Source organism: Mycobacterium sp. AT1 (genome assembly GCF_002043095.1).
In the GTDB taxonomy this organism is placed as follows: Bacteria; Actinomycetota; Actinomycetes; order Mycobacteriales; family Mycobacteriaceae; genus Mycobacterium.
Map to the genome: position 1 here is coordinate 120,795 of NZ_MVOC01000002.1, position 20,286 is coordinate 141,080.

19 protein-coding genes and 1 riboswitch are annotated in these 20,286 nt (G+C 64.8%); of the genes, 4 read left to right on the top strand and 15 right to left on the bottom strand.

Annotation, left to right across the window (positions count from 1 at the left end; all coding sequences use genetic code 11):
• Window positions 1-3: 3 nt before the first annotated feature.
• The 3 genes from B1790_RS00760 to B1790_RS00770 all read right to left on the bottom strand — a co-directional run bounded on the left by B1790_RS00760 (window position 4) and on the right by B1790_RS00770 (window position 3,400).
• Window positions 4-1,623 carry an ABC-F family ATP-binding cassette domain-containing protein gene (locus tag B1790_RS00760; RefSeq protein WP_079921217.1) on the bottom strand — a complete coding sequence of 540 codons (1,620 nt, stop codon included), beginning with the start codon at window positions 1,621-1,623 and terminating at the stop codon, window positions 4-6.
• 98 nt (window positions 1,624-1,721) lie between these two features.
• Complete coding sequence (locus B1790_RS00765; RefSeq protein WP_079921218.1) at window positions 1,722-3,008, bottom strand: MFS transporter; 1,287 nt, start codon at window positions 3,006-3,008, stop codon at window positions 1,722-1,724.
• Window positions 3,009-3,085: 77 nt separating this feature from the next.
• Window positions 3,086-3,400 carry a multidrug efflux SMR transporter gene (locus B1790_RS00770; protein WP_079921219.1) on the bottom strand — a complete coding sequence of 105 codons (315 nt, stop codon included), beginning with the start codon at window positions 3,398-3,400 and terminating at the stop codon, window positions 3,086-3,088.
• 9 nt (window positions 3,401-3,409) lie between these two features.
• Window positions 3,410-3,475, bottom strand: a riboswitch (guanidine-III (ykkC-III) riboswitch).
• 184 nt (window positions 3,476-3,659) lie between these two features.
• Here B1790_RS00770 and B1790_RS00775 point away from each other — a divergent pair.
• Entirely contained in the window at window positions 3,660-4,337 is a 678-nt protein-coding gene (locus tag B1790_RS00775) for a L,D-transpeptidase family protein (RefSeq protein WP_079921314.1), read from the top strand.
• A gap of 227 nt (window positions 4,338-4,564) precedes the next feature.
• On the opposite strand, the gene B1790_RS00780 is transcribed toward B1790_RS00775, so the two are convergent.
• On the bottom strand, window positions 4,565-5,005 hold the full coding sequence (locus tag B1790_RS00780) for a pyridoxamine 5'-phosphate oxidase family protein (RefSeq protein WP_079921220.1): 441 nt from the start codon (window positions 5,003-5,005) through the stop codon (window positions 4,565-4,567).
• Between the two features lie 358 nt (window positions 5,006-5,363).
• Between B1790_RS00780 and B1790_RS00790 the strand changes: the two genes are divergently transcribed.
• Window positions 5,364-6,113 (top strand): IclR family transcriptional regulator, encoded by a 750-nt coding sequence (locus B1790_RS00790; protein WP_079921222.1) that lies wholly within the window; start codon window positions 5,364-5,366, stop codon window positions 6,111-6,113.
• On the opposite strand, the gene B1790_RS00795 is transcribed toward B1790_RS00790, so the two are convergent.
• The 4 genes from B1790_RS00795 to B1790_RS00810 are packed head-to-tail and all read right to left on the bottom strand — an operon-like array spanning window position 6,063 to window position 9,931.
• Window positions 6,063-7,667 (bottom strand): AMP-binding protein, encoded by a 1,605-nt coding sequence (locus B1790_RS00795; protein WP_079921223.1) that lies wholly within the window; start codon window positions 7,665-7,667, stop codon window positions 6,063-6,065. The two genes, B1790_RS00790 and B1790_RS00795, sit on opposite strands and share 51 nt — an antisense overlap.
• A gap of 18 nt (window positions 7,668-7,685) precedes the next feature.
• Window positions 7,686-8,138 carry a MaoC family dehydratase gene (locus B1790_RS00800; RefSeq protein WP_079921224.1) on the bottom strand — a complete coding sequence of 151 codons (453 nt, stop codon included), beginning with the start codon at window positions 8,136-8,138 and terminating at the stop codon, window positions 7,686-7,688.
• Window positions 8,135-9,016 (bottom strand): amidohydrolase family protein, encoded by an 882-nt coding sequence (locus tag B1790_RS00805; RefSeq protein ID WP_079921315.1) that lies wholly within the window; start codon window positions 9,014-9,016, stop codon window positions 8,135-8,137. The genes B1790_RS00800 and B1790_RS00805 overlap by 4 nt, the downstream gene beginning before the upstream one ends.
• A 6-nt stretch (window positions 9,017-9,022) precedes the next feature.
• Entirely contained in the window at window positions 9,023-9,931 is a 909-nt protein-coding gene (locus tag B1790_RS00810) for an SDR family NAD(P)-dependent oxidoreductase (RefSeq protein ID WP_198951870.1), read from the bottom strand.
• Between the two features lie 98 nt (window positions 9,932-10,029).
• On the opposite strand from B1790_RS00810, the gene B1790_RS00815 reads away from it, so the two are divergent.
• On the top strand, window positions 10,030-10,515 hold the full coding sequence (locus B1790_RS00815; RefSeq protein ID WP_233164866.1) for a MarR family winged helix-turn-helix transcriptional regulator: 486 nt from the start codon (window positions 10,030-10,032) through the stop codon (window positions 10,513-10,515).
• A 19-nt stretch (window positions 10,516-10,534) separates the two neighbouring features.
• Here B1790_RS00815 and B1790_RS00820 read toward each other — a convergent pair whose 3' ends face one another.
• Window positions 10,535-11,506: a CdaR family transcriptional regulator gene (locus B1790_RS00820; RefSeq protein WP_158083721.1), complete on the bottom strand. Its 972-nt coding sequence runs from the start codon at window positions 11,504-11,506 to the stop codon at window positions 10,535-10,537.
• Window positions 11,507-11,895: 389 nt separating this feature from the next.
• On the opposite strand from B1790_RS00820, the gene B1790_RS00825 reads away from it, so the two are divergent.
• Window positions 11,896-14,454, top strand: a complete 2,559-nt coding sequence (locus tag B1790_RS00825; RefSeq protein WP_079921227.1) for an alpha/beta hydrolase fold domain-containing protein — start codon at window positions 11,896-11,898, stop codon at window positions 14,452-14,454.
• 57 nt (window positions 14,455-14,511) lie between these two features.
• Here the strand turns inward: B1790_RS00825 and B1790_RS00830 are convergent, their stop codons facing one another.
• From B1790_RS00830 to B1790_RS00855, 6 genes are all read right to left on the bottom strand, one after another.
• Complete coding sequence (locus B1790_RS00830) at window positions 14,512-15,261, bottom strand: SDR family NAD(P)-dependent oxidoreductase (protein ID WP_233164867.1); 750 nt, start codon at window positions 15,259-15,261, stop codon at window positions 14,512-14,514.
• Between the two features lie 69 nt (window positions 15,262-15,330).
• Window positions 15,331-16,923: an FAD-binding oxidoreductase gene (locus B1790_RS00835; protein WP_079921229.1), complete on the bottom strand. Its 1,593-nt coding sequence runs from the start codon at window positions 16,921-16,923 to the stop codon at window positions 15,331-15,333.
• 32 nt (window positions 16,924-16,955) lie between these two features.
• Window positions 16,956-18,146 (bottom strand): cytochrome P450, encoded by a 1,191-nt coding sequence (locus tag B1790_RS00840; RefSeq protein WP_079921230.1) that lies wholly within the window; start codon window positions 18,144-18,146, stop codon window positions 16,956-16,958.
• 290 nt (window positions 18,147-18,436) lie between these two features.
• Window positions 18,437-19,108, bottom strand: coding sequence for a TetR/AcrR family transcriptional regulator (locus B1790_RS00845; RefSeq protein ID WP_079921231.1), 672 nt, complete (start codon window positions 19,106-19,108; stop codon window positions 18,437-18,439).
• Between the two features lie 115 nt (window positions 19,109-19,223).
• A complete protein-coding gene (locus tag B1790_RS00850; protein ID WP_158083722.1) occupies window positions 19,224-19,970 on the bottom strand; it encodes an EthD domain-containing protein in 747 nt (248 codons plus the stop codon).
• A gap of 97 nt (window positions 19,971-20,067) precedes the next feature.
• Window positions 20,068-20,277, bottom strand: a complete 210-nt coding sequence (locus B1790_RS00855) for a ferredoxin (RefSeq protein ID WP_079921233.1) — start codon at window positions 20,275-20,277, stop codon at window positions 20,068-20,070.
• Window positions 20,278-20,286 lie beyond the last annotated feature (9 nt).

A 20,286-nucleotide genomic window follows, 5' to 3' on the forward strand; every position in this document is an offset into this window, starting at 1 on the left:
GGTCTAACGGGCGCGCTTGACGCGGGCCTCGTCCCAGACGGGTTCGGTGGTCTCGCGGACGCTGCCGTCGGCGCCGAACACCAGGAAGCGATCGAAGGTGCGGGCGAACCAGCGGTCGTGGGTGACCGCCAACACCGTGCCCTGGTAGAGCTCGAGGCCTTCCTGCAGGGCCTCGGCGGACTCCAAGTCGAGGTTGTCGGTGGGCTCGTCGAGCAGCAGCGCGGTCGCACCCTGTAGCTCCAGCAGCAGAATCTGGAAGCGCGCCTGCTGGCCGCCCGAGAGCTTGCCAAAGGGCTGGTCGCCGCGCTGTTCCAACTCGTAGCGGCGCAACGCACTCATCGCGCCACCTCGGCCCTTGGCGTGCACCTCCCACAGGATGTCGACCAAGGTCCGCTTCTCCAGCTCGGGGTGGGCGTGCGTTTGGGCGAAGAACCCGGGAACGACGCGCGCGCCGAGCTTCCACGTGCCGGTATGGGCGACGTCCTCGCCGGCCAGCAGCCGCAGGAAGTGCGACTTCCCCGAGCCGTTGGAGCCGAGCACCGCGACCCGCTCACCGTAGAAGACCTCCAGGCTGAAGGGGTCCATCAGCCCGGTCAGTCCCAAGTCCTGGCAGGTGACGGCGCGCAGGCCGGTGCGACCGCCGCGCAGCCGCATCTTGATGTCCTGCTTGCGGGGTGGCTCCGGCGGCGGCCCGGCCTCCTCGAACATCCGCAGCCGGGTTTGGGCCGCGGCGTACCGGGACGCCATCGCGTCGCTGCGCCCGGCGTACCCCCGCATGTCCAGGACGAGTTTCTTCAATTGGGCGTGCTTCTCGTCCCACCGCCGGCGCAGCTCGTCGAACCGCTCGAACCGTCGCTCCCGCGCCTCGTGGAAGGACGCGAATCCGCCGCCGTGGACCCAGACGTCCGACCCGCTGGGCGTCGGCTCGACGCTGACGATCGCGTCGGCGGCCACCGACAGCAGCTCTCGGTCGTGCGAGACGAAGAGCACCGTCTTGGTGGTTCTCTTCAGTTCCTCCTCAAGCCAGCGCTTGCCCGGTACGTCCAGGTAGTTGTCCGGCTCGTCGAGCAGCAGCACCTCGTCGGGGCCGCGAAGTAGCGCCTCCAGCACGAGGCGCTTCTGCTCGCCGCCGGACAGGGTTCCCACCTGCCGCCACTGACACTTGTCGTAGGGCATGCCGAGGGCGGCCACCGTGCAGACGTCCCAGAGGTTCTCCGAGTCGTAGCCGCCTGCGTCACCCCAGTCGCTCAGCGCCTGTGCGTATGCCATCTGCGCGGCCTCGTCGTCGCGTGTCATGATCGCCAACTCCGCGGCGTCGACCGCTTTGGCTGCTGCCACGACGGACGGGCGAGCCACCGCGACGAGCAGGTCGCGGACCGTCCGGTCGTCACGCACGGAACCGATGAACTGCGGCATGACCCCGAGGCCACCGCTGGTGGTGATCGTGCCCTCGTCGGGCTGTAGCTCCCCGACCACCAGACGCATCAGCGTGGACTTTCCGGCTCCGTTCGGCCCGACCAGGGCCATGGTCGCGCCCTGCTCCACCCGGAAACTCGCATCCGCCAACAACAGCCGCCCATCGGGCAGGTAGTAGTCAACGTGCGCGACCTCCAGGTGACCCATCGTCCCATCGTTGCCTACGCGCCGGTTTGACGAACGGCGGCCTCGAGGATGCGAAACGGCAAAGAGCAATACCGCTCAACCGCAACGGATTCGGTTGCTCAGGGCTCCTCGACGATGTCGCGGCGGTAGCGCCGTGCGGCAAGCGCGTAACAGCCGATCGCCACCAGCTGCATGGTCGGCACCAGGATCAGCAGTGCCCGGCCCAGTGCCTGCGGGCCCAGCTCTGCGGTCAGGGAATCGCTGACGACACCGGTCAGGAACGGTCCGACCGCGCCGAGCGTCGCGTTGAAGAACAGGAAGATGGCCGACGCCGTCGCGCGCTGCTCGGGAAGCACGAGGCGCTGGATCGCCGCGATGGACGGCGCCAGATATGCGGTGCCGATGACATAGGCCAGTGCCAGCAGCCACACGCACGCCGTGCGGCTCTCGACGACGAACGCCAACACTGAAGCCGGCAGCAGGGCCGCGATCAGGATGACCACGATCCACAGCAGCCAGCGCGGGTCGCGGGTCGCCAGCCGGTCGGCGATCCGTCCGACGACGAGTAGCCCCAGAACTCCGAGAAAACCGGTGGCCAAGCCGTACTCGATACCGACCTCGCCGAGCGACATGCCTCGGGTGCGCATCAGGAACGCGGGCGCGAAGGTGGTCAGCGAATAGCCGGCCGCCGACACCAGTGCGGTGCCGGCCACCATGGCCAGGAAGCTGGGTTTGCGCAGCAGATCCCACCAGTTCAGCGCCGCGGAGCGCTCCCGCACGGGCGGGGTGGGTAGGCGCTGACGGCTGCCCACCACCCACAGCACCAGGGGTGCCAGCAGCACGCTGATTCCGCCCATCACCACGAAAGCCGCCCGCCAGCCCAAGCTTTGGGCCAGCAGGCCGCCGCCGAGCAGGCTGGCGGCACTGGCCAGCGGGATGGACATGGTGATGACCGCCAGCGGCGCCGACCGCTTCTCCGGGACGAAGTTGCGCGCCACGTAGGCGTGCGCCGCCGGTGTGCTGCCCGCCTCGCCAACGGCCACGCCGACGCGGGTCAGCGCGAGCTGTAGGCCGGATTGAACCGCGCCGCCCAGCATCGTCATCGCACCCCACAACGTCAGGCAGGTGGCGATGACAGCGCCGAAGATGCCACGGTCGGCAACACGGGCGATCACGATGCCCAACACGGCGTAGACGATGAGGAACCCGAACCCGTTGATGACGCCGATTGCAGTGTCGGACAACGCCAATTCCCGCTTGATGGGCTCGGCCAGCACGCCCGGCAGGAAGCGGTCGACGTAGTTGAGGGTGCCGACGAGAGCGAGCACCGCGACGGCGGCCCACGCGCGAGTCGGCCCGTGGGTGGACAGGGGCTCAAGCGCAGCGGCGTCCCGCGGTGTCGACATCGTTCTCCTCCGTGATTCGATGCCGAGCAGCTTGACAGACGGCCTCGAACTTTAGCGGGGCACCTGAGTCGGGTGAGTCAGTGCACCAGCTTGAGGCCGACCACGCCTCCGATGATCATCACCAAGAACGCCGCCTTGAGAAGTGACGCCGGCTCGTCCCCCGTCGCCATCGCGTAGACCACGGTGAGGACCGCCCCGATACCGACCCAGACGGCGTACGCGGTCCCGACCGGCAGGTCCCGCATCGCGTGGGCCAATCCAGCCATGCTGGCGACGAGCGCCACCACGAACACCACACTTGGCGACAGCTTGCTGAAACCCTCGGACTTGCCGAGGGCAGTTGCCCATACGGCCTCCAAGACACCCGATATGACCAGAACGATCCAGGACACGAGGAACTCCCTGGGCCGTCTTGTCGCGCACCGGGTACGGCACCCCTCGTCCGGAAGCCTTCGTCGAGGCTCTACTTCGAACATGTCACATCCACGCGCGAGTGGCAAAGGTCCGACGGCGGGCGCGGGAGTGCGCAGCCAGGTGGCCAACCGAAATCGCCGGGGCCGATGGCCGAGAGCGGCTCGCGCAGGTAATCATGGACGGGGAGTGCAGGCCGAGAAGCCAGCCAAGCAGCCACAGACCCGAAGGATCGACAACATGCCGTCCCCCAAGATTGGGCGTTTCGCCTTCGGTCTGCCCATCGTGGCCGCCGCCGCGGCCATGACCGTGAGCGCATCGGTGGATCCGATCATGGCGAACGCGGAGACCCCCAAGCAGGTCATCATGGTGAGCACGCCGTCGGCGTCGTCCCAGACCGGGAGCCTCACCGCCTACGAGCGCGAGGGCGACACCTGGAAGGCCGTGATAGGGCCGACGCCTGCGATGCTCGGCGAACTGGGCGTCGGATCACCAGAAGATGACGTATTCCGCACGCCGACAGGCACGTTCCCGCTCGGCCAGTCCTTCGGCCGCCAACCGAATCCCGGAACCCGCATGCCGTACTTCCAAACTACTGACGAGGATTGGTGGGACGAGGACGTAGATTCGCCGACCTACAACACCCACGTCCACGCGGCCGAGATCGACTCCGAGGACGCGGAGAATCTCTACGACTCCGGAATGATGTACGACTACGCGGTGCTCGTCGACCACAACCCCCAGCGCATCCCCGGCCACTCGGCGGGCATCTTCCTCCACGTCAGCGACGGAAACCCCACCTGGGGATGTGTGGCAATTGCACGGGAACAGATGCGGTCGGTACTCGAGTGGCTAGATCCGACCGCGGATCCGCAGATCACCATCGGCATCGGTTCGGACGGACCCCCTGCCGCATAAGCGAGACCTTGGTCTGCCGCATTTCAGAGAGTGATTGCCCTCCGATTCTAGAGATCGCGGCGTGGCGCGGGACGAAGGTCCTGACGGGCCGCCAGACGATTCCTACTAACCCCGAGAGCGAGCCAACGCCAGCAGTTGACCTTGCCCGCCGGACAGCCACACCGTGCTGACCGCGCGGTCATGGTCGAGGCGGACGTCGTCGGCGAAACGCGCGAACCCCGGTCGAGCTAAGCCTCGTCTGGCGTTGAACTCGAGTAGTCCCAAGACGACGTTCTCACCGGTGTCACGCGGATGTAGGCGGCACCCGGTCTGGGTTCGGTGGGCCATTCGGACTCTGGCACGCCCCGCCTCCGGGCACCTTCTCTCGCGAGCTCGACTGCTTCGCTTCGTTCGCGAACGATGCGGGCGTGACCTTGGATCATCACGCCCCGGATGTCGGCCATGCTCGAGCCGTCCTCCAGCATGATGCTCACGTTCGGGTTGCTCTCGACGTTGGCAACCTTGCGTGTCCCGTCCCGCACACCCATGACGATGTCGCGGCCAAGGCGGAAGTAACCCAGGGGCACCGTGTGCGGAAAGCCATCCTCGTCGACGGTGCTCAGTGCCGCCCACCCCGGTCGGCTGTCGAGAAACGCCTCAATTTGTTCGTCACTCATTCTTCGTGGCATGCCGAGAGGTTAACAAGGGCGAAATCGGCTTTGGGCGAGGCAGTTCGGCCGAAGCCACCTCGTCACCCGTGCTCATTCGCCGTGAAGGGATGCGCGCGAGCACCGGTGCCAAATGGTCTGCGTGTTCACCATTGCGCTCGGTAGCGATGGGGCCGGGCGGGCCAGCACCTCGGTGGCTTGCGCAGCCAGCTGCTCCCGTTGGCCCGGGGCGACGGCTGCCAACCACGGCTGGCGGCGTCCACAGCTCGGCCGCTCGCAGACGATCGACGGCAGACCGTGCCCTTCCCGCTCGGCGATCAGGGTGCAAGAGTAAGGAGCGGTAAGCACTGGTTTCCACTCAGTGAAAGGCACGTGGACGATGGCGGGCAATACCTCCACGCCGGGGGCAACAGTCGCGTCCCGGCTGCTGGCCGTGATCGGCGCCTTCGACGACCACCACCGCAGCCTGGCCCTCACCGATCTCGCCCAGCGGGCCGCGCTGCCCCTGCCCACGGCGCATCGGCTGGCGGCGGAGCTGGTCGCAGGCGGCGCGCTTCGACGCCGCGATGACGGCCGCTACGTCATCGGCAGATTGCTCTGGGACGCAGGCCTTCTCGCGCCCGTCGAGGGCCGCTTGCGCGAGGTGGCCGAACCGTTCATGCACGACATCTACGCCGCCACGCTGGCCACCGTCCACCTCGCGGTCCGCGACGGAGACGAGATCCTGTACCTGGAACGGATGATGGGCCGGACGTCGGTCCCCATCGTCAGCACCGTCGGCACCAAGTTACCGATGCACTGCACCGGCGTCGGCAAGGTACTGCTCGCCCATGCACCCCCGGACGTCCTGCGGGGCGTCTTGACGCGTCTGACGCGCGTCACCCCGTACACGATCACCTCACCCGCTGCGCTGACCGCGCAGTTAGAACGCGTCCACCGCGACGGGATGGCCACGACCACAGAGGAGATGACGCTGGGTGCATGCTCGCTGGCGGTCCCAGTCATCCAATCCTCAGACCATGCCGTGGTCGCGGCGATCGGCGTGGTCGTGCCCAGCCTCAAGCGGGACCGCCAACGTCTACTGGGCGCCCTTCAGGTCGCAGCCCGCGGCATCGGCCGGGCGCTGTAGGCGCTCGCGGTCCTTCAGGAGACGCCGGAGGATCTTGCCAGTCGGCGACTTGGGGATTGTCTCTACGGCCTCGATGCTGCGGATCTTCTTGTAGGGCGCCACCCGTTGGGCCACGTAGGCGATGACTTCGTCGAGGTCCGCGTTCGGGCTGCTTAGTACGACGAACGCCTTGGGCACTTCACCGGCGGTCGGATCGGGTACGGGCACGACGGCTGCGTCTGTCACGTTGGGGTGAGTCAGCAATACCGCTTCCAGTTCCGCCGGCGCCACTTGGTAACCCTTGTACTTGATGAGTTCCTTGAGCCGGTCCTCAATCCAGTACTGGCCGCCGGCGTCGATGCGGACCAGGTCGCCGGTGCGTAGCCACCCATCGGTGATGGCGTCGGCCGTCGCGGCGCCATCGTCGAGATACCCGGCCATCACCTGTGGCCCGCGGATGAGCAATTCTCCGGCGCAACCGGGTCCGACATCGGTGTCGGTGCCCGGCGCGACGAGACGGGCCTCGGTGTTGGGCAACAACGTCCCGACGCATCCTGACGGTGTGTCGGCCGCGGCGTCGTCGGCCACGATGTGGGTGCCGGGTGAGGCCTCGGTCATTCCGTAGCCTTGCCGAATTCTGCACCCCAGTCGTTGCTCGACCCGGGTCACCACATCGGTGTCGAGAGGAGCGGCGCCGCAGATTCCATATCGCAGGCTTGTTGTCGAGTATCGCTGCGCGAGTTCACTCTTGGCGATGGACAGGAGCATCGGCGGAGCGAAGAAGGCGCGTGTGACACGGTGCCGGGCGACGGCGCCCAAGAACCGTTCTCTGTCGAATCGGGCCTGGGTGACGATCGTCGCGCCGGCGAGCAGGCTCGAGTTGAGGATGACGGTGAAACCGTAGATGTGGAAGAACGGCAGCACGGCGAGGACGACATCGTCGGACTGGATCCGCCAACCCTGCCGCATTTGGACGAGGTTGGCCACCACGTTGCGGTGCGTCAACCGCACGCCCTTGGGAACGCCGGTGGTGCCGCTGGAGAACGGCAGCACCGCAACCGTGTTCACTGGGTCGACGTGGCCGGACGGTTCGACCACGGGTCTGTCGACGGTCGGATCGAGCCAGCCCGCGTCGGGTCCGGTCATGACCAGAACGTGTCTGATTCGGGCCCTCTTGGCCGCCTGCACGGCGCGCGGCTCCGCCTCAGCCGAGGTCACCAGGACACTGGCGTGGGCCGCATTCAGTTGAGCGGCAACCTCATCGGCGGTGTACATCGGGTTGATGGGCGTGATCGCGGCGCCCGCTGACAACACTGCATGTGCGACAACGGCGAAGCGGGGTTGATTGTGGCTCATTACGGCCACGACGTCACCGGGGTGCACACCGATCTTGGTGAGGTAATCGGCTCCAGCATGCACACGGTCGTGCAGTTCCCGATAGGTCAGAGTCTCTGCGGTGTCACCGTCGACCAAAGCGACCTTGTCGCCGAAGCGGCGGGCAGCGGCGCCCATGACGAAGTCGTGCAGAGCCACGTCGGGGATATCGACGTCGGGATGAGGACTACGGAACACCATGGCATCTCCGGACGTGGGTTAGCGGTAGAAGCGGAAGACCAGCTCGGCGATGCAGGCCGGCTTGTCGCCGTTCTCGACGTCGACGCGCACACCGGAGGTCAACTGCAGGCCATCGCCGGCGACTCGCTGGACGTCGGTAAGTGTCGCGGTGGCACGGATTCTCGCGTCGACGCGGACGGGCGACGGAAAGCGGACCTTGTTCAGTCCATAGTTGACCTTCGTGCTCACCCCGTCGACATCGAGCAGCTCGCTCCACAGCGGGATGACCAGCGATAGCGTCAGGTATCCGTGGGCGATGGGCCCGCCGAAGGGTCCGGTCTTGGCACGTTCGGGGTCGACGTGGATCCACTGATGATCCTCGGTGGCGTCGGCGAAGGTGTTGATGCGGTCTTGGCTCACCGTGAGCCATTGGCTGGATCCAAGGTCGGTTCCCGAGAGTGTCGCCAGTTCGTCGAACGTCGTGGTGATCATGTGGTTGTCCCTTCGGGCGCGAGGTTGAGGACTCGTACTGCGTTGTCCTTGAGAATCTTTGGGATGACGTGTGGTTTCATGTCCAGCTGCGCGAAGTCGGCGAGCCAGCGGTCCGGCGTGATCATCGGATAGTCCGATCCGAACAGCACCTTGTCGGCCAGCAACGTATTCGCATAGCGAATCAGTTGGGGCGGAAAGTATTTCGGTGACCACCCAGACAGGTCGATGTAGACGTTGGGCTTATGGGTCGCGACCGCCAACGCTTCGTCCTGCCACGGAAACGACGGGTGCGCCATGATGATGCACAGATCGGGGAACCGCACTGCCACCTCATCGAGCAGCATTGGATTCGACAGCCCGAGCCGGACGCCACCCCCGCCTCGCATGTTCGCACCGATACCGGTTTGACCGGTGTGGAACAACACCGGGATCCCGCACTCCTGGGCCACCTCCAGCAGCAGATAGGCGCTGCCGTCGTCGGGAGCGAAGTTCTGGATGCTGGGGTGCAGTTTGAGTCCGCGCACCCCGTGGTCGGATACCAGGCTTCGTAGTCGCCGGGCACCGGCCCTGCCCTTGGCCGGGTCGATGCTCGCAAACGGGATCAAGACATCGGGATGTCCGGCCGCGGCGTCGGCGATCTCCTCATTCGACAGCGCCTGATGTCCGGTGAATGCTTCGACGTCGACGCTGAACAAGACCGCACCGATGCGGCGCTTTCGGTAGTAGTCGGCGATCTCGTCGATACTCGACTTGTGCTGATCGGCACCGAAGTAGGCAGTTGACGCCGCCACGAAGTCGTCGGGCAACGCCAAGTGCCCCTGGCAGTCGACTTCGACGTGAACGTGGACGTCGATGGCATCTAAGGCGTTGATATCCATGACCATTCAGATCGTGGCCGGTTCGGGGAGTTGCTCACCCACGGATTGCACGTGGCCCGCGAAGATTGTCGGCCACGCCTCGGCGATCGCGTCGGGGCTCCAGCCGCCGTCGGCGTAGGCGGCGACGATCTGCTCGGGGTGCGACCACAGCGCAAGCCGGTCGCCTCCAATGCCGATCGCCTGCCCGGTGATCTCGGCAGCGGCGTCGGAGGCCAGGAACGCCACCAGGCCTGCGGCATCCTCAGGGGTGCCGAATCCGAGCGCGCGTCGGGCAAACGGCGGCATCGGTTCCCCGCTACGCAGGGCATCGACATACGGCTTGAGCGCGGGAATCGTCTCGGTCATGGCGGTCGCGGCGACCGGCACGACGGCGTTGACGGTGATCTCCGCCCGGGAGAGTTCCATCGCCCAGGTACGCGCCAATCCGACGACCGCGGCCTTGGCCGCCGAATAGTTGGTCTGCCCGAAGTTGCCTCGCTGTCCGGCCGGTGAGCCGACCAGGATCAATCTGCCGCCGTGGCCCTGTTCACGCATGCGGATCGCTGCGGCCCGGGCGCAGACGAACGTGCCTCGCAGATGGACGCCGATCACCGTGTCGAATTCGTCGTCGGTCATCTTCCACAGCACCTTGTCGCGGAGCACTCCTGCGTTGCTGACCAGAATGTCGAGGCGGCCGAACGCATCTACCGCGCAGTCGACGAGGCTCTGCGCTGCCTCGCTGGTGCCGACAGCGACGACCTGCGCGACCGCGGTGCCGCCCGCGGCGGTGATCGCCTGCACCGCGGCCTCGGCCACACCGGCGTCGACGTCGTTCACCACGACCTGCGCGCCCACGCTCGCCAACTGTTTGGCGTAGGCCAGACCGAGCCCTCGCCCGCTCCCGGTCACGATCGCGACCTTGCCTGTCAAGTTCATCTGCTTCATCCTTCCGATTGAACCAAAAGGATGTGATCATCAATCGTTGTAAATGTCAATCATTATGATCTGCAATCAAGGACGTTCGCGACGCTGCCGTGAGAGACTGCCCGCAGCAGAGAGGAAGTTCCGCCATCGCCGCCACACGCCGTAACCCTCCCAGCGCACCAGCACTGTCGCGAGATCCCGGCTTCCTGCTCGCCAGGGCTGGGGGGCGGGCGATTCGCGGATTCAACCGCGCGCTGGACGAGCTGGGACTGCGCAGTCGGCACTACACCGTGCTGGTGGCGGTCAACGAGCGCGGCGGCCTTGCTCAACGTGAACTCAGTGAGATCCTCGACGTCGATCCCAGTGCTGTCGTGGCCATCGTCGACGACCTGCAAGGTGCTGGACACGTGACGCGGGCCGCGCACCCAGATGACCGGCGAACCAAGATGGTGGTCTTGACCGATACCGGGCGCCTTCTACTCGCCGAGCTCGCACCGCTCTCGACGGCCGTGGACGAACAAATCCTGGCCGCCCTCGACCCAGACGAACGGGATCAGTTCATCGACATGCTGCGCCGCGTTGCGGGGTTGACGTAACTGGCTGCACCCGATCCGATCAGTCGGCCGTCCCGACATAGTCGGCAAGATGCAGCGCGAGTTCGAGCGCCTGTCGGCGGTCGCCGACGGATCGACCGAGCAAACGCTCGGCTTGCTCGATCCGGTACCGAATGGTGTTGTGATGCACATTCAATTGCGCGGCAGTGGCACGGAAGTTGCTGTTCTCAGCAAGAAACGCCCGTAGCGTCGCCCGCACGCGATCGGCCACGTCGTCACGGACACCCAGCGCACCCAGCTCGGATACGACAAATGCCCTCGCCCGATCGGGATCGGCGGTGCAGAGCGCCGCAACGGCCACGTCGGAGTACGTTGTCGCGGTTCCGGCGGGACGGCTGGCCATACGTGCAGTTCGCAACGCCTCCAACGCTTCTCGATGACTCATACGAAAGCCCTCGGCGCCTTCGGCAGGCCCACCAACGCCGACAAGTACCGGTGCTGCGACATCACCGATGACCGCTGCGCGAGACATCGGCCACCGCAACCAACACCACATCAGGCGTGCATCCACCCGGACACCGAGCCGCTCGGTCACCCCGAGCTGCATACACACCTCCCGCAGTGCGGCATCCAGTGCAGCGGTATCGGGCCGGTCCGAACGATCCAGGAGAACAACGGCGAGATGACCACCCGTCAGCCGATACCCGGGACTGCCGACCACACGACCGTCGTGGTGGGTGTCGGCCAGCACTCGCCGAACCTCGTCCAGCCGCTCGTGTGACTGTTCCTCCCGCAGCCGTTCCATCTCCAAGGTGAAATGCTCGGAGACCAGGTCACTGATGGCCTCAAGCCAGCTCAACGAATACTGAGTACCGCGCTTGACCACCTGCGCGGCAACGAAGGGCTCGGACGACAGGCACGCCGCCGCCGCATCCGCCCAGCACGCGATGAACGCGGTGTTCGCCGCCCGATGACCACGCATCAAGGCGTGAAGAGTCAGGCCACTGCGGGCCAATACGCGCGCGTATCCCACGAGTTCCAACGACAGGGTCAGCGAGTCGAACGGGACCTCTCTGGCAAGACAGTCCAACGATGTGGTCATGTGCGCCCGGCAACTCGCGAAGACCACGTCATCGAGCCCGAGCTCGATGACCTCCGGAGTTCGCTCGATTGCGTGCCGGGCGAGTTCGTCGGCGATGTCGAACGACCGTGGCAACAGGTACGAGACGGTGGCGCGGACCCCATCCATCACTTCGTCTGGGGAAGTCGTCGTAGCGCCCTCCTGCTGGTATGCCACCCCGCGAGTGTGAGCCGAGGTAGCCAAATGGTCAAGAACTGCCCGCCAGTCCGACCGTTTGTCCATGGTTCACGGCACGTGGCCAGCCATAACGTTGGACCTTCATAACCAAACGGAGGTTTTTCGTGACAGCGCATCATGACGTCGTGGTCATCGGTAGCGGATTCTCAGGTCTGTACGCGGTGCACGAGTTCCGAGACCAGCTCGGCCTATCGGTACAAGGCTTCGACATGGCCGCAGGCGTGGGCGGCACCTGGTGGTGGAATCAGTATCCGGGTGCGCGATGCGATATCGAATCCGTGCATTACAGCTACTCGTTCTCCGACGAGATCCAGCGTGAGTGGTTATGGAGCGAGAAGTACCCCGCACAACCGGAGATCCTCGCGTACCTGCAGTTCGTCGCCGCGAAACTCGATCTCGAGCGGACATTCGAATTCGGAACGCGCGTAACGTCGTTGAGTTGGGACGAGTCGTCCACGCGCTGGACCGTCGCCGTCGGTGGCGAGGTCAGATGCACCGCCGATTTCGTAATCTCGGCGGTGGGTGTGTTGTCCAAAGCCAAGCAGCCCGAATTCCCCGGACTGGATACCTTCGGTGGCGAGCTGTACTCGACGAGCAGCTGGCCACACCACCCCGTCGACTTCACCGACAAGCGAGTCGCGGTGATCGGAACGGGATCCACGGGCATCCAGGTGATCCAGGAGATTGCCGACAAGGTCGGCCACCTGACGGTATTCCAGCGCACGCCCAACTACGCCGTACCGCTGCGCAACGAACCCGTTCCCGTCGAACGCCAACGGTGGAACGCAGACAACTGGCGAGACGTCCGAGCCGATTCCCGCGACAGGGTCGGGGATATGCCGTTGGAGCGGGGGCTGCCCTCAGCCTTGGCAGTGGATCCCGAACAGCGCCGAGAGGTATACGAACGGCAATGGAACAAGGGCGGTTTCAGCTTTCTGATCTCCACATTCGGCGATCTCATGTGGAACCGCGCCGCCAATGACACTGCCGCCGACTTCGTTCGCGAGAAGATCGCCCAACGCGTCGAAGACCCGGCCGTCGCCGCACTGCTCACGCCCCACGATCATGGCTACGGTGTCAAGCGCCCCGCGTTCGAAACGTCCTACTACGACAGCTTCAACCTCGACCATGTCGAGCTGGTCGACGTTCGGTCCACCCCGATCGAGGCGATCACACCGACCGGAATCCGGACGAGCAACTCCTCGTGGGATGTCGACATCATCATCCTCGCAACCGGATTCGATGCTTTCACCGGACCTGTGCTGGCCATCCCGACCACAGGTCGAGACGGTGTGTCATTGCAGGAGCACTGGGCCGACGGGCCGAGGAACTACCTCGGCCTGCACATCGCCGGCTTCCCGAATCTGTTCTCAGTCGGCAACGTGCTCAGCGTGGCCTCCCAGACCAACACGCCACTGATACTCGAAGACCACGTCGACTACATCGCGGGTCTCGTTGCCACACTGCGCCAACGAGGTGCCAGCACGGTTGACACGACGCTGGCTGCGGAGGAGGCGTGGACCACTCTCGTCAACGGTGTCTACGCGCGAAATCTGATGTCGGAATCGAAGACGTCGTGGTATTCGGGCGGAAACGTCGAGGGCAAGCCGAACACCGCCTATGTGTTGGTCGTCGGCTCCCCCTTCTATCGCAAAGTTCTCAACGAAGTGGTGGACCGGGATTTTGCGGGATTGTCCGTGGACGAGAAACTTTCGCCGCTCCCTCCGCTCGTGACGGCCGACGCCGGTGCGGCGCTCGTACTCGCCGGGCTACTTGCCTTTGGCTCCCCGAAGATGGAAGACATGACGGTGGCCCAGATTCGCGAGATGAGCCACGGCGCAGCTGCCGCCGAAGATCCGGGCCCCGACGTACCAACGCACGACGTCGACGACCCGCGGGTGCGGGTGTACGTCTCGAAGGTGGACGGTCCCGCTCCCGTCATCCTGTTCTGTCACGGCGGAGGGTTCGTCTCGGGCTCGATCGCCACCGTCGATCCAACCTGCAGACGCCTGGCCGTCGAGAACAACGCGATCGTGGTCTCCGTCGAGTACCGACTCGCACCAGAGCATCCGTTTCCGGCGGCAAAGGACGACACCATCGCCGCGTTGCGCTGGACCTACGACACCATCGCCGACTTCGGCGGCGATCCGACCCGTATCGTCGTGATGGGCGAGAGTGCGGGGGGCAATCTGGTGGCCCTCGCGGCCGTTTATGCCCGCGATGCGGGAATTCCGTTGGCGGCGCAGGTTCTCCTCTGCCCGGCGCTGGGCCCGGCGGCGCCCGTACCCTCTCACATCGAGTACGCCGACGGCTTCTTCCTGACGACCGCGGCGACGAAGAAGTTCTGGCAGATCTACCTGGCGGGCGCGGAGCTCTCCGAAGCCAGTGCGCCGCTTCGCATCGAGGATCTCACCGGCGTGGCTCCGGCTCTGCTGATCACATCCGAACTCGACCCGATCCGAGACGAGGGTGAACTCTATGCAGAGGCACTCGCGTCCGCCGGAGTGCCGGTGGAATACCGATGCATGGACGGACTGATCCACGCATCGTTCACCGTCGCCACGGCGATACCAGCCGCCGTGGCGATCTACGACGCCATTTCGACCTATCTCGCGCCGATCACACAGTCGGCCGACCGAGTTGACGTGACCATCGACGCGTAGCCCCGCACCTGAAAGTGGATAGGCCAGCCCGCCGGGATCTCCGACGGCGAGGCTGGCCTATCCCGCTGCGGTGATGCCACCGTCGATGACGATATCCGCCCCGTTGATATAGCCGGCCGCATCCGATGCCAGGAATGCCGCCAACGTCGCGACATCCTCGGGTTGCCCAAGGCGCCCCGAGGGGATCGACTCGATGAGTCCCGAATTCCCCTGCGGCCCAAGGGCAGCGATGACATGGTCGGTGGCTGGAGTCACGATCAGGCCCGGGCTGATCGACACCGCGCGAATGTGGTGCGGAGCCCCGGAGACCATCAGATGCTTGGTGAATGCGAGCACCCCGCCCTTGGCGGCTCCGTGTGCGTGCTGGTGCACGAACTTCGCGCCGGTCTGACCTGCGACGCTGGCGATATTGATCACGACACCACCTCCGCGGGCCACCAGATGACTCCAGGCCGCCCGAGTACACAGGTAGACGATGTCGAGCTCGTGCGTGATGGAGAAGCGCCAATCCTCATAGGTAAGTTCATCCCACGGTCCGACCCGGGCGACCGAGGCATTGTTGTACAGCACGTCGATCCCGCCGTGAGCACGGACTGCGTCCTCGACCCAGCGGGCGGCGCCTTCTTCGGTGGCCAGGTCGACCGGATGCACCGAGTCCATCCGACCGCCGTTCTGCCGTACGAGGTCGACAGTCTCCTGAGCGCCTTGCGCATTGAGATCGCAGCCAACCACGATCGCGCCCTGTCGGGCGAATTCGATTGCGGCGGCACGCCCCATACCGCCACCCGTACCGCTGATCAGCACCACTTTGCCGGAAAGGTCTGTCATGAAGCCGTTCCCGACGACTGGATACCAACTACTGAAGTGGCCACGGCGCTACCGCGCAATCCGCTGTGCCGCAGGCCAGATTCCCTGCTTTCCGGGCGACAGGATTCCGCTTGGATCGACGGCGTCCTTGATCTTCTCTACGAAGCGCATATATGCGTGGTCGTTGAAGCTGTACTGATCGGCGGCTAGGTCCATGAAGTTCAAATGGGCGCGGTACTCCCCGTACCCAATCTCCCCCGCTTCGCGGACCAGGTTGCTGGCCGTCTCGTAGGCCACCTTCGTTGCCTCCGAATCGGCGTAATCGAAGGACAATCCGGCGACGCTGACCGCGCTTCGTGCGTTGACCACGATGATGTCGACCATGTAGTCCAGGCCGGCGGCTTCGACTCGCTCGCCAAGGAATTTCTGCAATCGGTAGACGTCTTCTCCCCGCAGCGGAACCACCGGCGAGAAGCCCATGTGGCCGCCGTGCTTTCCGCCATACCAGCCACCCATCTCGGCCCAGCCGAGATTGGGCACTCCGGCCAACACACGGTCGGAGGGATTTTCCAGGTTGGCGATCTGCTCTGACGGGCATGTTGCGGCTCGGACGCGAGCTCCCGGGATCTGCGAGAACGCCGCCGTCGACTTCTCCAGATTGTGGTCGACGACGGCTTGGTCGCCGTACAGCGCGAAGCGCAGCATCCAACGCCCGACGTCAATGCTCTTGGCAATCTCGTCGATGGCCTCCTCGGGCACGGGCCTGGTCGGATCACCGTCGTACCACTGGCTTCGGGGTCCGAGCGTCGACGCGACCAACAGGGTGTTGAAGATGCACGGGACTCCGTCGACGGTGCCGTCGAGCCGCAGCCGACGAAGGATGTCGACCATCGGTACGAGGTCGGCGTCGGCGAAGACGTCGACCGTCACGTGGGTGATCGTTTCCACCGTCGGTGTCAGCCAGATGCCCATCTTGGTGACGATGCCGAAATTGGATTGCGTGAACAAAGCATCCAGCGCCGGACCGTAGCTGCGCCGGTAGAGGTTCCAACTTTCGTTGCCGGGCTGTGCACCCATCCCCGTGCGGAGCAGATCGCCGTCGGCCAGAACTACCTCCAGACCGCAAGGCGCCATGAAGTCCTTGCCGTTGGGCAGATAGGTGGTGCCGTTCTCCAGCGAGTTGCCCACCAGACTTCCCCACCCGAGATCGGGAACCGACAACATCAAACGCAAACCCCGAGACTGGATTTCGTCGTAGAGCTGCTGGAAGCTCACGCCAGGTTCGACCAGTGCGTAGGCGAGATCCTCGTTGATTTCCAGGATCTTGTTCATCCGACGCAGGTTGACGGTCACCGAACCGGACAATCGCGGGGCCGAGCCACCGTAACCGTTGTTGCGTCCCTGGCTCTGCGTCCACAACGGCACGTTGTGGCGTTGTGCGATCCGGACGATCTGCTGTATTTGCTCGACGGATTCTGGTTGCACGACGGCGCCGGCGCGGAATCCATCCCACTCCTCCGGCTGGAAGGGGTCTCGAAATTCGCGCTTCGCCTCCTCTGACGTCAGCACCCACTGCGGCCCCACGACGTCGGCGAACTCCCGCAGAGCCGCGGCGAAGGAGGTTTCGGCTACCGGCACCGAATCAGCGGTCAAGAACGACATGGACAAGATGAGCCTCCGGAATGTTGTTGGGGTTAAGCGGCTATGACACGTGCAGGTGCGCTCTTGAGCGCTCGGATGGTGTTGCTGAGATAACGCTCGGGCTCGGCGGTGAGCTCGATTCGAGCAACTCGCCTCGCCAGTGCGGCCAGGATCGCGGGCCCCTCGATCCGGGCCAGACCCTGACCCAGACACGAATGAATCCCGTAGCCAAAGGCAAGATGGCCGCCAGATCTGCGTGATATGTCGAAACGGTCCGGGTCAGCGAAGCGACGCTCGTCCCTGTTGGCGGACGCATACATCGCCACCACCCGATCCCCCTCGGCGATCGGAACGTCACCGATCATGGTGTCGCGGGTGGCACCGCGGGCGAAGAAGCGCACGGGTGATTCGAACCGTAGCGTCTCCTCGAAGACCTGTCCGGCCAGAGACGGATTCGCCCGCAAGGCCGCCCACGCCTCGGGATGGGTTGCCAGCAGCCATATCGCGCTTCCTGTGGCACTGATGGTGGTGTCCATCCCGGCGACGACGAAACCGCTCAGCAGGTGGAAGGTTTCGTCAGGTCGAGCCCGGCCCGCGTCCACCGCATCGTGGACGGCCGCTCCCCAACTGTTGGGCGCGATGTTCTCGCGACTCATCGCAGTCCCGACGTACTCGATGACTCGTGGAATATTCGGCAGGACCTTCAAGTAGCGCTCGTTGGCCGGGCCGAAGGCGTTGAACCCCGCGTCGGCGAGGATGAGCAAGTTGTCCCGGCCGTCCACGGGAAGGCCGACGAGGTCCGACACGATCTTGATGGGAAACGGCTGGGCCAGGTCTTGGACGATGTCGAACTCACCCAGGGCGACCAGAGCTGCGACGTGGCTGTCTGCCTGCTCCTCGATGTCGGCCCGGAGCTTGCGTAGCGCCCGTGGGGACGTGTGCTCGGACAGGATGCTGCGCAGCCGGGTGTGATCGGGCGGGTCGCTCCCGAGCAGACCGCCCTTGGGAACCTCCGGCCTGTCGGGCTCGAAGCCCGGAAACGGATACGAGGAAAACAAACCATGGTCGCCCAGGACGGCATGCACGTCGTCGTATCGACTGACCGCCCATGCGTTGTGAGCGCTCAGCCATACCGCAGGGCCCGCGTCACGAAGGTGTCGATACGTGAGATAGGGGTCACGGATCACCTCGTCGGTGAAGAGATCTCCTGCGAACGACGCGACTTCGGGCTTGAGTGCCACCATGGCTGACCACTTTCCGTTTGGGTCGGGGTATCTGGGTTCATGAGCATCAGCCCAGGGCGGACGCGGTATCCCGTGGTCCTGCGGGCCGCGAGGAACGTGTTCGACGCTTCGCTTTCGACTGCGGCTAAGCACATCTCGTCCACAGAAGTCCCTCTATGCACAACGCTCGCATGGCGGGCACCACGTACAAACCAATGTGTGACGGCAACCACTACGAATGTAAACATAGATTCGCATTCGGTGCGGAGCTTGTCAAGAGGCGGACGGGGACTCTTTCGTCCGGCGGATCGTCAGGATTCGGTGGGTGAGCCCGCGAGTGGAGGATTGAGCAAATAGCCAGTGACCGCCACCCTCAACTGACCCATGAGGGCATCCCACGGCAGGGGGCGAGCGGACTCCAGGTTCTCGCCATTTATCACCCGGTGCGCACAAGCGCCGTAGGTGAGCCGGTACGCGAAATCGATGGCCTCTTCGACATCGGGATGGTGGCGGATCGCCGGTGCAGACAACATCACGGTGTCACGAAACATTTTGCCGCCGTGGATACTCGCCGCCGAACCCTCGGCGAAGACCGTTGCACTTCGGGTGCCGAGGAGCATGAATACGCGCATCAAGAGCTCGTGGGCACGGAACGTCTCGACGACCCCCAACACGGCCGCACCGATCACCTCGGCCGGTGGACTCGCCGCACTCAGGCCCGTATCGGCCACGCGCTGAGACATCTCCGTGCGGAATTCTTCGGTGAACCGGGCCTGAATGGCGGCCAGTAGCCGCTCCTTATCCCCGAATCGCCGGTAGACGCTGCCAACCGAGACGCCTGCGTCTTCGGCGACCGCGGCCACCGTGAGCGCTTCGGCGCCCCCTTCTTCCAGCAGGCGCGTCCCCGCAGCGAAGAGTCGGTCCTGGGTTATCCGACTGCGTGATTGAAGGGCCGGGGGGACGGAAGACGCCTCGCTGCTCACGGATGGAGTCTACGACGGCCAAGCGGCGAAAGACCGCCTAGATGTGAACGTGCGCTCCGTTGTAGGAGACCGCGCTGGGTGTGGGTGATGGTCTGAGCGGCATCGTCGCAGCCGTTCAGCCATCGTTGGCCGTGAGGTCATCGAAGATGATCACCTCGCGGCTCAACAAGAAGAACGAGTGTGAGAGCTGGAACAACCCGTCGCCACTCAGGCATTCTTGGAGTGCACGTTCGTACGCTCGAAAGGCCGGTAGCGCATTGTCCTGATCAAACCACAGCGCGAGATACGCACTGTAAGAGGGCTGTTCAGCACCACCGAAGTATTCGGTCATCGAGCTGGCGGGCACCGAGACGTTCCACTCACACCCGCGGAAATGTTCAGCAAGGTCGGGCCGATCGACGACGAGCTGCTCGTGGGCCTGGCGCCAGCGCTCGTGAAAGTGCACGGCTGGTATTCCCTCAGCGGCCGACAAGAAGTGCAAGACCTTCACCGCGTCGGGCCCACCGCTTGGTGCTTGAGCTCGGTCTTCGGTGACCAACATGCTCAGCGCGGAGGGCAAGTCGCTGAAGTTGGCCCCATCGGGTCCCACCACGTCGCGCGTGTACGGGTCGGCGAACGTCCGACCCATCGCCTCGAAATCGTCGAAGTACAACTCCGTCACCGAGTCACGCGGCAAGCACACCTGGTATTCGGCATCACCATCAGCCCCGTACGCACTGTCGAAGACGTGGTTCTGCACATACTTGCGGACTGTGAGCTTGTTTGCCAACGCGATCTTCGCGTGGGTGACTCGGATGTAATCCGCATACTCGTTATGCGTCATATTGGGCCGACGCCGAAGAACGGCAACCAATTTGATCATCTTCACTCTCCTGACTGGCCCTGTAAGAGGCGGTGGTGTGTGCCTGCAAGCTGCCTGTGCTTGGCGATCGGAATTCGGTGATTCGCAGCGACGGCAGTCACCGCTGTTGCAGTGCACTGATGCGTAGGGCAGCGACTGGACAGGCCCCGGTACCGGCCTCGGCCATGGCCTGCAGTTCTGCGGGGACATCCGTCACGAGAAGCTCTAGTTCGCCCTCGTCGTCAAGGTGGAAGATCTCCGGAGCCAGCTGTTCGCACAGACCATGGCCCTCACACCGATCACGATCGAATTCGATGTGTCCCAACATGATTGCCTC